This window comes from Agrobacterium sp. 22094 (genome assembly GCF_052046015.1).
Taxonomy (GTDB): domain Bacteria; phylum Pseudomonadota; class Alphaproteobacteria; order Rhizobiales; family Rhizobiaceae; genus Agrobacterium; species Agrobacterium cavarae.
This window is the reverse complement of sequence record NZ_JBQEPX010000001.1, coordinates 1,559,699-1,573,105: the sequence shown is the minus strand read 5'-3', so window position 1 is coordinate 1,573,105 and position 13,407 is coordinate 1,559,699. Positions and strand designations below refer to the sequence as shown.

Below are 13,407 nucleotides of genomic sequence, written 5' to 3'. Positions count from 1 at the left end.
CGATAAATTCAATATAGGCTCAATTTTCGGTTTTGCAAGGACGGAATGGAAATCAGCGCCAGAAACAGTCTCTTAAACTTTTCCCATAGCCGCTCGCATATCGCATCGTTTGGACCAGCCGTCGCGCGCAAAAAGATGTCGAGACGGCCGGTGCAATCACGGGCCCGCTATGGTGTCGGCCCGAAAACCGAAATCGATTTTCGGAAGAGAACGACGCACTTCAAAACAGCGAGAGCATCCCTTCCGCGCCCAGAAGAACGCAGGGTGCCCTACTGCTTGAAGACTTTCTGCAGGAAGGCCTCGAACGATGGACGCCAGACATCCATCTCATGGCCGAGGCCCTTATATTCCACATAGTCGTGTTTGATCTTCCTGTCGTCGAGGATGGTTTTCAGCCCGGCGATGTCCTTGCCGGTGACCTGATCTTCCGTGCCGACGGTGACGGTGAAATTGCGCAGGCTCTCGTTGATTTTCTCCGGCGTACTGAGCGCGGCTTCAATGGCCTTGTTGGGCACCGTGGTGGTGGAAACGCCACTGAAGTTCGCAATCCAGCCAAATGTGCCGAGATGGGTCAGACCCGAGACGAGCGCTTGATAGCCGCCTTGCGACAGGCCGACGATCGCCCGCCCATCCGCATCGTCTCGCACGCGGTAATGCGCCTTCATATAGGGGATAAGGTCTTCTACCAGTTCGCGATCAATGGCGTCGGCATTGATAGGGTAAAAGGTCTTGCGCCGATCGGCGGCGGGGAAGTTTTCCGCAATTGCCTCCGGGATATCCGCTTCGGTATCCGGGATGACGACGATCATTGGCTCGATCTTTTTCTCCGCCAGCAGATTGTCGAGGATCTGCGGCGCGCGACCCTGCGCCACCCACGAGTCCACCGTGTCGCCAAAACCGTGATAGAGATAGAGGACCGGCAGAGGTTCTGACGCATCGCTATAGCCCGGCGGCGTATAGACATAGGTCTGGCGCTGCGATTTCAGTGCTTTTGATGAGATCGTCACTCGGCGCAACTCGCCATGGGGCACATCGCGGATATCGAGAACGCTCCCCGGCACGAGAACCAGGCTGGTGTTCACCTGACGCTGGGGCTTCGGCATATTCGTGCCGGTATCGATGCTGCGGAAGCCATCGATGTTGAAGTAGTACTCATAGAGGTTAGGCTTTAGCGCCTCGGTCTTTACGCTCCACAGACCGTTGTCGGCCTTCTTCATTTCCATCGGCGCACGAGAGCCGAGCACGACAGAGACCGTTTTCGCAGAAGGCGCGAAGAGACGGAAGGTGATGGCGCCGTCCTGTTCGACCGCGGTCACGAATTCATTCAAGGGCCGGTCGGCAGGTGGTGCAGCAGGTGGATCGATTGCCATGGCAGGTCCGCTCACGATGCAGGTGGCGACAAGAATATAGGGCAGAAGTAAACGCAACTCATTCTCCTCCAGTTCAAATACCCCCGGACGGAGACTGGCAGATCAACCTCGAGAGTTCAATGCGTTAGAAGATTCTGATTTACGTGCAGACCTGACCGGCTCGGCGTTGTCCAGCCGCCGATAAAGAATACCAAGCCTCACGAACCTCCAGCGTTCTGGGAGACGTCAAGACTTGTGATAGTCGTTGGGTCTGCTGAGCAAAATGCGAAGAGGCGCCGCAATGAACGGCGCCTCCACGTCGTGTCGTCTTCTTGAGCCTTAGCCAATCATTGCATTGTCGTTTCGCTTGATCGCGATAACGGTCGAACGCGGCAGCTTGCCTTCGCCATCCGGGAAGGGGGCATCCGGATGCTGGATACCGACGAAGTGGGTGCGCTTGTCGGCCGACCATGTCTGGCCTGTTACTTCCGAACCCTTTGGCGCAGTCAGGAAACGCTCGATGCGGCCGGTAACCGGGTCGCCCGCCAGCATCTGGTTGTTGCCCTGACCGGCGAACTGGCCTTCATTGCTGTCTTCGCCATCGGTCTGGATCCAGAGAAGGCCAGTGGAGTCGAACATCATGCCGTCCGGCGAGTTGAACATGTTGCCGGAGTTGATGTTGGAGGAGCCCGCATAGGCGTCCTTATGCACATCCGGATTGCCGGCCATGCAGAAGAGATCCCACTTGAACTTGCCGTCGGCGTGATCGTCATTGGCGGGATACCAGCGAACGATCTGGCCATATTCGTTCTTCTCGCGCGGGTTGGCGGCGTTGATAGCCATGACATCGCCACCGGCATTGGTGCGCATCTTGCCGTCCTTTACTTCGCCGCGGCGGCTGTTGTTGGTCAGCGCGCAATAGGCTTCGATGGCGACGGGGTTGATTGCGACCCATTCCGGGCGATCCATGGTCGTGGCGCCGACCTTCGACGCTGCCTGGCGCGTAAAGACGGAGATTTCGTCCGGTTTCATTCCGGTCGATTCCGGCGTCAGAGCCACCCACTCGCCATTGCCCTCATCGGTAAACTTCGCCACGTAAAGCGTGCCTTCGTCCAAAAGTTTCGTGGTGTCACCGCCTGGCACGTAGATGCCATTGGAGACGAACTTGTAGAGGAACTCGCCACGCTCATCGTCGCCCATGTAAACGACGACGCGGCCATCGCGCGCTACGACCACGGCAGCATTTTCATGCTTGATGCGGCCAAGTGCGGTGCGCTTGATCGGAGTGGAAGAAGCGTTGGACGGATCGATCTCCACGACATAGCCAGCACGACGCGGCTCATTCGGGTGCTTCGACACATCGAAACGTTCGTCGAATTTCTCGTAACCGTAGCGTGTCTCGGCAGCGATGCCGTAGCGCTTGTAGTCATCCGGCATTTTGAAGTTGGCATCGGTGGAGCCGAAATAGCCGTTGAAGTTTTCTTCGCAGGTCAGATAGGTGCCCCAAGGCGTGCGACCGGCGCCGCAATTGTTGAAGGTGCCAAGACAGTCGACACCCTTCGGATCGGCTGCGGTCTTGACGAGATCGGAGCCGGCAGCGGGTCCCGAAAGCTTCATCGGTGTGTTGTGGTGAATACGGCGGTTGAACGGGCTATCGACGACAATCTCCCAGCCATCCTTGCCTTCCGCCACTTCCATGACAGTTACGCCCTGCATGTGCTGAAGGATCTTCACCTCATCCAGATTGGCGGGCATGCCTTTTTCGCGGTGGGGCAGGTTGGTTTCGTTGTTCACATATTCGTGGTTCACGGCAATCAACTGATGACCACCGACCACGAAGAGTTCCATGCCGTCGGTATTCTCGCCGAAGACCTTGTCGGAGTTCTCCAGGCTGACGCCCTTCGCGGGGTCGATATCCGGCACGTTCGGAAAGAGTGGCTGCCCCCACTTGGCAAGCGGTTTCCAGCCGTAACCCTCCGGCACATGAACGGTGTGATCAGTCGCCGCTTGCACCGGCTTGAACGGGAAGCGGGAGGCTGCTTCCTGTGCCTGAGCGGACGTGGACGTCGCGAGATTGCCGAGCGTACCGAGAGCCGCAGCGGCAGACCCAAAGGCGAGCACACCGCCAAGGAAACCGCGGCGCGAAATGGCGGATTCGACGACGCGGTCGAAATCGGTGACGGCTGGGGGCGGATTTTGCAGCTCGTCCCACTCGTCCCAGCTTAGCTTGCTTGTGTCGATATTGGTCATGGCGCTCTCCATTGTCGTCGTTTCGAACAAGTCTAGAGAGGGCAACTAAAGCGGGTTTATCACAGCGATATGACAGACCCGCAGAGACGAAACGTCTCAGGGTTGTATTGGCCCTCCCGTTTAAGTCTCCGCGCTGGGCAGGTGACTGAGCGGCAAAGGGCCTTCAGATTTGACCGTCTGGATGGCAAAATTGCTGCGAATGTCACTGACGCTTGGAAGTTTCAGCAGGCGGTCCACCAGCAACCGTTCATAAGCCGCGAGATCGGGCACGACGACCTGCAAAAGAAAATCAGCCTCGCCGGAGACAAGATGGCATGAAATGACATCTGGCAGCACGGAGACCGCCTCTCTGAAGGCTGCGGCAGAAGCGTCCTGATGGCGCTCGATTTTGACGCTGACGAAAACCGTCAACCCAAGACTGAGACCGGCGCGGTCCAGGCTCGCATGATAACCCCGAATGACGCCCGCCTTCTCCAGCGCACGAATCCGCCGCAGACAGGGGGATGGCGACAATCCAACCTCTCCGGCAAGCTCGACATTGGTCAGACGCGCATCCCGCTGCAGCGCCGTGAGAATTCGGCGGTCAATTGCATCAAGTTTAAGATTTGGCATAAACCACCACGAATCGATCTATTATTGGCATAAACGGTGCTTCAACCTCGTTCCTATTGATATAGTTCGCAAGGACACGCCTCAAGTCCCTGATCTAGTTTGCGCCGACCATTATCTTGAGGCCTGACCATGAGCGAGTTCATTCTGTTCGTCGGCGCGCTGGTCGTCGTCTATCTGTTGCCGGGGCCAGACATGGTGCTTGTCCTGCAAACAGGTGCGAGTGCAGGGCGCGGTCCAGCTATCGCAACAGGCGCGGGTTTGGCGCTTGCAAGAGCCGTCCATGTGGCGTTCGCCGGCTTGGGGCTGGCAGCCTTGTTGACGACGAGCCCCATGGCATTCGAAGTGGTGCGCTTTGTCGGTTCCGCCTATCTTCTCTGGCTTGGTCTGGAGATTCTGAGATCGGAATACAGTGAAGATAACGCGCTTCAGATCAACGGGCCGAAACAACCGTCCTCGCACGGCACGGCACTGTGGCGGGGCTTTCTCACCAATATTCTAAATCCGAAGGCGCTGCTGTTCTGCTCTGTCTTGCTGCCACAGTTCATTGTACCGAGCGAGCAGGGGCTGGGCGTTCAGTTTCTGATGCTGGGAATGACGTTGGTGGTCGTCGGCCTTGCCTTCGACCTGACCTATGCGACCGTCGGCTCGTTGCTGAGCGGCTGGATGTCGAGGCGTCCACTTGCCCAGCGCGCACAGAACTGGACTTTCGCCGCCCTATTGATCGGGTTCTCACTCCGGCTGGCTCTCATGCCTCATCCCTGATGGGAGAGGGAATATCCGGAAACTGACTCACCGTCCTAAATGAAGAAGGGGCAGCGCTTGGCTGCCCCAGGTCTTTAAAGTCTTGTCCAGGTCTGCGACTTGCACAGCACCTTCAACACGCAACCCTTCATGCTGAGAGAGTTGCCCGATACGGTGCCGGAACCGCTGTAGGTCTTGTCGTTGGCAGGATCGGTGATCTCGCCGGCATAGTTGTCGCCGCTTCCCGTCATTTTGCCGATCTGCTTGCCCGCATGTTTTCCGGTCTTCAGCGTCACGCAGAAGGCAGAGCCGCATTTGGCAATCGCTGCGGTCTCGCCGCTTGCCGTCTTCCAGTTGCCTTCGATGGCTTCGGCAGCAAAGGCACTGCTGCTGATCAGAAACGCCAGACCTGCGAGAATCGTCAATTTCTTCATATGGACCTCCCAATCCAAACCAGGCACGACAGCGCGTCATTGCCGTTGGCCTTCGCAACTCCCATGCGAATGCCAATCTCTATAGTTGACGTTCACGTAAAAGGAAACATGGGGCGGGGCCTCGTGACGATTTTTTTGACGGTCTCCACGCAGAAGATTGCTGCACCGAAAAATCGCGAGCTTCTGCCGTGGTTAGCAAAGCGTTTAAATCCATCCGTAAACTTTTCGTAAAATTGCGTGGAAAATCCTTAATTTGCAGGCCTTCCCATATTTAACAAAAATCCAACTTTACCAATCGTTTGGACTTTGTTTGGCCCCCGTTAATCATGGATTTTAAGCGCCCGTTGAAAGCCGTTTGGCATAGTGAGGTCAACAAAGAGCAGGGACAACCTGACGACAGCAGGAGACGAAAAAGCCGCAGAAGACGGCAGCGCTCCCAAGCTGAAAGCTTCCGCAGAGAAGCACCAAAACAGGAAGAATACGGGCAAACAGGGACTAGAAAGATGGCAAGATTTGAAATGCGCGATATCGAGTTGGCAGTTGCCGGTGGACAAAGCCGCGCGGATGTCTTCTGCAATCTCGGCCTGATCTATGCGACAGGCCGGGGATGCCCGGTGGACCTCGTTGCTGCCCATAAGTGGCTGAACATCGCAGCCATCAAGGGTTCGGAAAGAGCAGCCTCGTTGCGCGCCGATCTTGCCCGGAACATGACCAAGGCAGACCTCGCAGCAGCCCTTCGCGCCGCTCGAGATTGGATGACCACACACTAAATTCCAGGACAATTCAAAAAGACGGAGCGATCAAAAGATCGCCAATCGTTTCGACTGGTCCCTCCAGTCCCGGTCGGAACACCAGCCATACCCGCAAACGAAGACGGTAAAGCCGCATGCTTGCAACGAGATCAAAACCGTGACCGGCAGAAACAAGGCTGGCACGGTTTTTTCTTGTCCTGATATCAGCCGAGAGACTGGAGAATCTTGGGCAGAGCCTCTGCGAAAAGATCGAGCTTCTCATCGGGGCCAGCGCTGACACGGATGCAGCGGTTGAGCGGCTCAACGCCCGGCATGCGGATGAAGACGCCATGGTCCATCAGACCATCCACGATCGACTTCGCATAAGCGCCGTCCTTGTGGCAATCGATCGCAACGAAGTTCGTGGCGGAGGGCAGGGGCGACAGGCCGTTTTGGCGAGCAATCGTGGAGATGCGCTCACGTGCATTGGCGATACGCTTGACGACGTCGCGTAGATAGGCCTGGTCATTCAAGGCTGCGAGCGCTGCGGCGACGGAGACCCGCGACATGCCAAAGTGATTTCTAATCTTGTCGAAGGCTTCAGCATTACCCAGCGTACCGATCGCGTAGCCCACGCGTGCGCCTGCAAGGCCATAGGCCTTGGAGAAGGTGCGCATGCGCAGCACATTCGGCATGCCAATCATGGCGCGAACGCTGGGAACGGCGCTCTCGGGCGCCGTTTCGCAATAGGCCTCGTCCAGAATCAACAGACAGGTTTCCGGCAGGGCCTTGGCAAATGTCAGAACCTCGTTTGCATCCCACCAGCTTCCCATCGGGTTGTCCGGGTTTGCGAAGTAAACCAGCGGCGCATTTTCCTTGATAACGAGATCGAGCAGACCGTCGAGATTTTCGTGGTCGTCGAGATAGGGCGTCGTCACCAGCCGGCCGCCATAGCCATTCACATGATAATTGAATGTCGGATATCCGCCGAAGGAGGTCACGACCGGTGTACCCGGCTCAACCACCAACCGGACGATTTCGCCGAGAAGTCCATCCACGCCGCTGCCGATGGCGATATTGCCGCGCGAAATGCCATGATGGATGGCGAGCGCTTCGCGCAACTCGTAATTCTCTGGATCGGCATACATCCAGGTTTCATGCGCAGCATTGCGCATGGCTTCCAGGACGGATGGGGCAGGACCAAAGCCGCTTTCATTGGCGCCGATACGCGCTTTTACCGCCAATTTACGGGTCCGTTCGATGGCCTCCGGGCCGACGAATGGGACAGTGGAGGGTAGCGAGGAGGCGAGAGGCGTAAAGCGCGAAAAGGCGGACATTTCAGTACGTTCCGTGGTTCTTGGGGCGGACGGGCACACAATAGAAACAAAATCGGCCTGCGCAAGGCAGGCCGGGATGAATGCGACGGTTTTAGGCGAGTTTTTCGCGCCAGTCGAAGTCCGGGCTTATCAGAGCGATGTCTCGAAACTCAAGCGGCGGATATGGTGCAGAAACTCGGGGTCAATCAGCATGTTGAACCCGACGGATGCATTCTCGTCTTCCCGGCGGATCAATGTGCAACCGATCTCATCGCGAATGCCGATAATCTCAAGGTAGAAATTACTGGGCAGATCGAGATGCGGACTGACTTCGATATCCGCGCCATAAAGAGAGATTTTGCGGATGAGGCAGCGCATCGTGTTGCTGGTGCTGAGATGATGGCCGATGAATGTGATCTTGCCAGGACGGTCGATCACATACTTCTCATACATCTCGTCTTGCGGAACCTTATCCTTTGCCTTGATATCGATATTGAGTGTCATGACAACCTCCCGATTGTCTCTTCTCGTTCCTGAATGATACACCTGCGACCTTGCCGGATCCTGAATGAAATCACTAGGAATCGATCCTTCTGTTTCGTTTCGGACCTTCAACCCCGCCATCAGTCTCACCTGTCTCATCGCTAAAACACTATAGCATGCAGAAGGTTGCGCCGGGCTTGTTGATCCACGTAGGCAAGAGCGTAAGCGCATGGTTGACGTGAAGCGTACTTGCCGTTACGCCTGCGCTGGTAATCGAGACGACGTTTTGGGTGGAGCATCTCATATGGCAGGCAGATTGGTCATTGTCGGCGCTGGACAGGCAGCCTTCGCCCTAGCTGCCAAGCTTCGTTCTTTGAAGGACGATCGCCCTATCACAATCATCGGCTCGGAAGACGTGCTTCCCTATCAGCGTCCGCCGCTCTCCAAAAAATATCTCATGGGCGAGATGACCTTTGATCGACTGGAGTTTCGCCCGGCAGAATGGTTTGTTGAGAACAATGTCGATATCCGCCTGTCGACCTGGGTGGAAGAGATCGACCGCAAGGCAAAGACCGTGCGGATGCAGGACGGCTCTCTGCTGGAATATGACAAGCTTGCACTGACGACAGGCGCTGCGCCGCGCGAACTTCCGGCGGGTGTGGGCGGTGATCTGGAGGGCGTTCTGACGGTGCGCGATAAGCGCGATGCCGATCGTCTGATGGAAGAAATGCAGCCCGGGCGCCGATTGCTGGTAATTGGTGGCGGTTACATCGGGCTGGAGGCGGCTGCCGTTGCGCGCCAGCTTGGGCTTGAGGTGACGCTGATCGAGATGGCGGATCGCATTCTTCAGCGCGTCGCCTCAGCCGAAACTGCGACCATCATGCGCGACATTCACATCGCAAAAGGCGTTTCCATTCGCGAGAAAACGGGCCTCGTTCGGCTGGATGGGAAAGATGGACGCGTGACGAAGGCGGAGCTTTCCGATGGCTCAACGCTCAACGTCGATTTCGTTATCGCCGGCATTGGCGTGACGCCAAACGACCGCCTGGCTCGTGAGTCGGGTTTGCAGGTCGGCAATGGGATCGTTGTGGATGAATTCACCCGCACATCCGACCCAGACATCCACGCCATGGGGGACTGCACGCTTCTACCGATGGAGGGTGCGTCCGTTCGCCTCGAATCGGTACAGAACGCGGTGGATCAGGCGGAAGCCGCAGCGCTGGTGCTCGCAGGGGAAGAGAAACCCTACCGACCGAAGCCATGGTTCTGGTCCGATCAGTATGACGTAAAATTGCAGATCGCCGGCTTCAACGCGGGTTATGACGAAACAGTGCTGCGCCCGGGTCAACGAGAAGGCAGCCACTCTGTCTGGTATTTCAGGCAAGGCCGCCTCATCGCCGTGGATGCCATCAATGATGCCAAGGCCTACGTCACTGGCAAGAAGCTGCTCGACGCTGGCGCGCAGCCTAACCGCGCTGTGCTTGATGACCATACCGCCGATCTGAAATTGCTTTTGACATGAGGACTGCCATGCCGACCCTTGAGAACCGCTTCAAGAACGCTATCCTCCGGGGTGAACCACAGATCGGGCTTTGGCTCGATATGGGCGAGGCGATTACCGCTGAGATCGCCGGCACCGCTGGTTTTGACTGGCTCGTCATCGACGGCGAGCATGGTCCAAACGATCTGCGCAGCATTATAGAGCAGTTGCGCGCCCTCTCGACATCGCCGGCCGAACCCGTCGTGCGCGTGCCAACGGGTGAAAGCTGGATTATCAAGCAGATGCTCGATGCCGGTGCGCGCACGCTCTTGGTTCCGATGGTCGATTCGGCGGAGCAGGCCCGCGGTCTTGTATCCGCCATGCATTATCCGCCGCGTGGCATTCGCGGCATGGGTGCGGTTGTTGCCCGGGCATCGGCGTTTGGCAGTGTCAGTGATTACAATCAAAAGGCTTCGGACAATGTCTGCCTTTTGATCCAGGCCGAAACGCGTGCCGCAATTGCCGATCTCGATAACATTCTTCAGGTCGAGGGTGTGGATGGTGTCTTCATCGGCCCGGCCGATTTGGCGGCGGATATGGGGTATCTCGGCAAGATCGATGAGCCGGAGGTCCAGAACGTCATTGAGGGAGCGATTCGCAAAATTGTTGCGGCAGGCAAGGCTGCAGGAATTTTGACCTTCAACGAGACCTACAATAAGCGCTATCTTGAGTTGGGTGCGTCATTTGTTGCGGTGGGTGCCGACGTCTTCGAATTCTCGAATGTGCTCCGCCAGCTTGCATCTCGCTACAAGGGTGGCAATGCGGTGCCGAAGCCTTCTGGCTATTAAACATCAGTCGTCGTTGGTGGCGTTCAGCTTTTCCGGCGGAATGCCTTCCTGGCCGGATGCCAGATGTCCTTCCGCAATGAGCCTTTCGCGGAGAATGCGAGCAATTGCTTCATCCTTAGTCACACCGCTGTTTCGCGCAAAGGCGGCCAGGGCGTTTTCGATCTCCTGAGAGAATTGCACGTCACTCCTCCATTCCAAATAAAAGTAGGGCAGGAAGGCGTTGCCTTCCTGCCCTTGAACTGGACGCCGTTAGCGCCAGCGATACAGGCTGCTGCTCTTGTGCTGGGTCGAGGCATTTGCAACGAAATAGCCGAGAGCAAAGCCGAGCGCGCCAACAACTGTCAGAACGGATGTTGCTGTCGCGGGGTTTTCCCTGACCGCTTCCACCACATTTTGGCTTTGCGCCTTCACAGTTTCTGCCGCACTGTGTGCTGCACGCTGTACGCGACCCTTTGCTTCATCGACAAAGTCGGACGCCTCTTCGGAGATCGCGCCTGCGCGGGACGACACCGACTTGGAAAGAGACGCGATCTGGGAGCGAAGTTCCGAGATCTGGCTTTCGAGAGAATCATCAACAACGTTCAATTTGGTCTGTGCCATCTGAAATCACCTCATGTTGTTTCCGAGGCGATAACGCGACCAAACTCGATAATGTTCCATAGGCGAGAGACAGTTCCTCATGCAGCATACCGCACAACCATCAACGCCAACGGGGAACGCAGGTGATCCGGAATTCGGACTTAACGACCCCGCAAGAGCCACGACCATCCATAGGATAAGACGCGCAATGTCGGGGCGAGCAGAAATGCCAGAAACAAGCCAATTCCGGCAAGAAGCGTCACTAAGCCAAGCAAGACTTCATTCTCATCTCCGTATAGAGCAATGTCTGTACTGGCTAGAGAGGGTAGGTCCACTTTTCGCATGGCCGACTTAACGACGCACTTGGACATAATTTCTTCCGAAATAAGCGGCTCAAAGCGCAACAGGCCGAGGCGCGCGCCCAAAAGATCTTCCGCCGACACGGGCTCGCGATAGAAACCATCGTTATACTTTTCAAGAAAGTATCTCTCGACTGAGCGCAGTCGGCCTGTGAAATCTGGTTCCGGTTCGTTGGCCTCTTCGAACGTGGTCTGACTTCCAATCGTTCTTACCAGCCATTCAGAGCCAGCGACATCTTTTCTGAGCATCTCGCGCTCTCTGATCCAGGCATCTTGTCTCATTTTTTTAAGGATTTCCAGCGATGCAACTTCGGGATTGGGGCGGGTCGCGAGGTGATGAGACAAAGCTTGAGACGACGCATCAAGCCGCTTCTGGGCATACGGAAGCGCGCAAGATCTATCCAGTGTGAACTTAAAGCCGTCCGGCGGTCCGTCCGTTTCGACATATTCCCATGAGTATTGATAATAGCTCAGTCTGTTTCCTTTGGGTCCCAAAAAGCTCCAGCTAATAAATGAAATAATCAAGGTAACGAACGCAAGCGCGACTAAAATCATGCCAATCCGACCGAAAATATCTAGAATTCGAGACTTCACGATCGCTCCCTTCGAGACCTTGCGCCGCTGACTGATAGCTGCGGAATAAGATAGGACTGGCAAAAATGTAAGCTTGACAAGCTCCCTACGCGCTGTGGCTGAAAAGTGCCGATGAGCCGTCAAAAAGTTGTAAACTGATGCGTCCATAACCTTGGGACCACGCACGTAAAAAAAATTCAAGTCCTTAACGTTCGCCCCAGTGTTTTGGGTGCCAAATGCGCTGTTGGAAACAGTGTCCGACGCCTTCCTGTTCGTTACGCCAACCAACTTCCCGATCCCGTCGAGGCCGTGATCGTGCGCCTCAAAAAGGAGAAGGCGCATTGGGGTGCACGCAAGATCCGCGCACTGCTGGTGAAGAAGCTCGCCGGCGACGTCCGCGTTCCGGCGAGCAGCACCGTGCATGCGGTGCTCGACCGCCATGGCCTTGTGCGCCAGGCCCGCAAGAGGAACCGGGCAAACAAGGCCATGGGCACTACGCTATCGCAAGCCGTCAATGCAAACGATCTGTGGTGCGCCGACTTCAAGGGTGAGTTCAAGCTCGGGAATGGTCGTTATTGTTACCCTTTGACCGTAACCGATCAGGCATCACGCTATCTATTGGCTTGCGAAGCCTTCGAATCGACACGCGAGCAGGCTGTGATCGAAGCCTTCCGCCGCCTGTTTGCCGAACATGGGCTGTTTCAGGCGATACGCTCGGACAATGGGCTGCCGTTCGCTTCACCAAACGGGCTTTACAATCTGTCGAAGCTGTCGGTCTTCTGGTTGAGGCTTGGGATTGCAATCGAGCGCATCAAACCGGGCCACCCTCAGCAGAACGGGCGGCATGAGCGTATGCATCTGACATTGAAGAAGGAGGCAACGAGACCGCCGGAACGTAACCTTCTTCAGCAACAGGTACGCTTCGATGCATTCGTCAGCGAATTCAATGGCGAGAGACCGTATGAGGCGATCGGCATGAAAGTGCCTGCCGATCTCTATACCGCCTCTCTGCGGCCCTACCTTGGCCTGCCGGAGATCGAGTATCCTTTTCACGATCGAGGCATCATCATCACCAATTGCGGGCGCGCCTGCCTCTGTCGCAAGAAGATCAACATATCGACCGTGCTAGCCGGACAGAAACTGGGATTAAAGGAGGTCGAAGACGGCATTTGGCTCGTCAGCTTCATGCATTATGATCTAGGATATATCGATCCGAAAAAAAGAGCGCCGCAAACCATCGACAATCCGTTCGGCACGAGATTGTCACCTATGTCTAGGTACAATTGTTACCTATATCTTCGGTATGGACAAATTGGGGGATGGCGGAGAGGAAGGGATTCGAACCCTCGATACGCTTTTGACGTATACTCCCTTAGCAGGGGAGCGCCTTCGACCACTCGGCCACCTCTCCGGTGCCGCCTGATTATTGCGTAAGAAAAACGAATGCAAGCGCTTTTAATGAGAGTGTGGAAAAAGACCCGCTGACAAGCCAGTTTTCGCTCTTAAGAACTCCAACGGTAAGTCCGAATCCCTACGTCCGCAACGAATCGAGTCGATGCTCGATATGATTCCGTGCTGATGGAGATCGCGATTCATGCGATTTTCACTCGCACATAGGGATCGGGACTTACCGCACTGGCCATCAGAAAGGC

General features: G+C 56.2%; 12 protein-coding genes, 1 tRNA gene and 1 pseudogene. 5 read left to right on the top strand and 9 right to left on the bottom strand.

Annotated features, from left to right (window positions below; genetic code table 11):
• Nucleotides 1-269: 269 nt before the first annotated feature.
• The 3 genes from ACTJK5_RS07590 to ACTJK5_RS07580 all read right to left on the bottom strand — a co-directional run bounded on the left by ACTJK5_RS07590 (nt 270) and on the right by ACTJK5_RS07580 (nt 4,211).
• The gene (locus ACTJK5_RS07590; protein WP_440612108.1) at nt 270-1,427 is read right to left on the bottom strand and encodes an esterase; all 1,158 of its coding nucleotides are present in this window, start codon (nt 1,425-1,427) and stop codon (nt 270-272) included.
• Between the two features lie 261 nt (nt 1,428-1,688).
• Nucleotides 1,689-3,599 carry a PhoX family protein gene (locus ACTJK5_RS07585; protein ID WP_113227005.1) on the bottom strand — a complete coding sequence of 637 codons (1,911 nt, stop codon included), beginning with the start codon at nt 3,597-3,599 and terminating at the stop codon, nt 1,689-1,691.
• A 120-nt stretch (nt 3,600-3,719) separates the two neighbouring features.
• Nucleotides 3,720-4,211 (bottom strand): Lrp/AsnC family transcriptional regulator, encoded by a 492-nt coding sequence (locus ACTJK5_RS07580; protein WP_440612107.1) that lies wholly within the window; start codon nt 4,209-4,211, stop codon nt 3,720-3,722.
• Nucleotides 4,212-4,340: 129 nt separating this feature from the next.
• Here ACTJK5_RS07580 and ACTJK5_RS07575 point away from each other — a divergent pair, with 129 nt between their 5' ends.
• The gene (locus ACTJK5_RS07575; protein ID WP_440612106.1) at nt 4,341-4,973 is read left to right on the top strand and encodes a LysE family translocator; all 633 of its coding nucleotides are present in this window, start codon (nt 4,341-4,343) and stop codon (nt 4,971-4,973) included.
• Between the two features lie 74 nt (nt 4,974-5,047).
• Here ACTJK5_RS07575 and ACTJK5_RS07570 read toward each other — a convergent pair whose 3' ends face one another.
• The gene (locus ACTJK5_RS07570; RefSeq protein WP_062425689.1) at nt 5,048-5,386 is read right to left on the bottom strand and encodes a DUF2147 domain-containing protein; all 339 of its coding nucleotides are present in this window, start codon (nt 5,384-5,386) and stop codon (nt 5,048-5,050) included.
• 503 nt (nt 5,387-5,889) lie between these two features.
• Between ACTJK5_RS07570 and ACTJK5_RS07565 the strand changes: the two genes are divergently transcribed.
• Nucleotides 5,890-6,156, top strand: coding sequence for a sel1 repeat family protein (locus tag ACTJK5_RS07565; protein WP_062425688.1), 267 nt, complete (start codon nt 5,890-5,892; stop codon nt 6,154-6,156).
• 185 nt (nt 6,157-6,341) lie between these two features.
• Here the strand turns inward: ACTJK5_RS07565 and ACTJK5_RS07560 are convergent, their stop codons facing one another.
• Together ACTJK5_RS07560 and ACTJK5_RS07555 are read right to left on the bottom strand one after the other, a co-directional pair.
• On the bottom strand, nt 6,342-7,454 hold the full coding sequence (locus ACTJK5_RS07560; protein ID WP_440612105.1) for a pyridoxal phosphate-dependent aminotransferase: 1,113 nt from the start codon (nt 7,452-7,454) through the stop codon (nt 6,342-6,344).
• Nucleotides 7,455-7,583: 129 nt separating this feature from the next.
• Complete coding sequence (locus ACTJK5_RS07555) at nt 7,584-7,937, bottom strand: hypothetical protein (protein ID WP_440612104.1); 354 nt, start codon at nt 7,935-7,937, stop codon at nt 7,584-7,586.
• A gap of 283 nt (nt 7,938-8,220) precedes the next feature.
• On the opposite strand from ACTJK5_RS07555, the gene ACTJK5_RS07550 reads away from it, so the two are divergent.
• Together ACTJK5_RS07550 and ACTJK5_RS07545 are read left to right on the top strand one after the other, a co-directional pair.
• A complete protein-coding gene (locus ACTJK5_RS07550; protein ID WP_440612103.1) occupies nt 8,221-9,438 on the top strand; it encodes an NAD(P)/FAD-dependent oxidoreductase in 1,218 nt (405 codons plus the stop codon).
• An 8-nt stretch (nt 9,439-9,446) separates the two neighbouring features.
• Nucleotides 9,447-10,244, top strand: a complete 798-nt coding sequence (locus ACTJK5_RS07545) for an aldolase/citrate lyase family protein (protein WP_440612102.1) — start codon at nt 9,447-9,449, stop codon at nt 10,242-10,244.
• A 3-nt stretch (nt 10,245-10,247) separates the two neighbouring features.
• Here ACTJK5_RS07545 and ACTJK5_RS07540 read toward each other — a convergent pair whose 3' ends face one another.
• Nucleotides 10,248-10,424: a hypothetical protein gene (locus ACTJK5_RS07540; protein WP_165457047.1), complete on the bottom strand. Its 177-nt coding sequence runs from the start codon at nt 10,422-10,424 to the stop codon at nt 10,248-10,250.
• A gap of 69 nt (nt 10,425-10,493) precedes the next feature.
• Nucleotides 10,494-10,844, bottom strand: coding sequence for a hypothetical protein (locus ACTJK5_RS07535; RefSeq protein ID WP_062425683.1), 351 nt, complete (start codon nt 10,842-10,844; stop codon nt 10,494-10,496).
• Between the two features lie 1,172 nt (nt 10,845-12,016).
• Here ACTJK5_RS07535 and ACTJK5_RS07530 point away from each other — a divergent pair.
• A pseudogene (locus ACTJK5_RS07530) lies at nt 12,017-13,030 on the top strand (integrase core domain-containing protein); the annotation flags it as partial.
• Nucleotides 13,031-13,075: 45 nt separating this feature from the next.
• Here the strand turns inward: ACTJK5_RS07530 and ACTJK5_RS07525 are convergent.
• Nucleotides 13,076-13,166, bottom strand: a tRNA-Ser gene (locus tag ACTJK5_RS07525).
• Nucleotides 13,167-13,407: the final 241 nt, after the last annotated feature.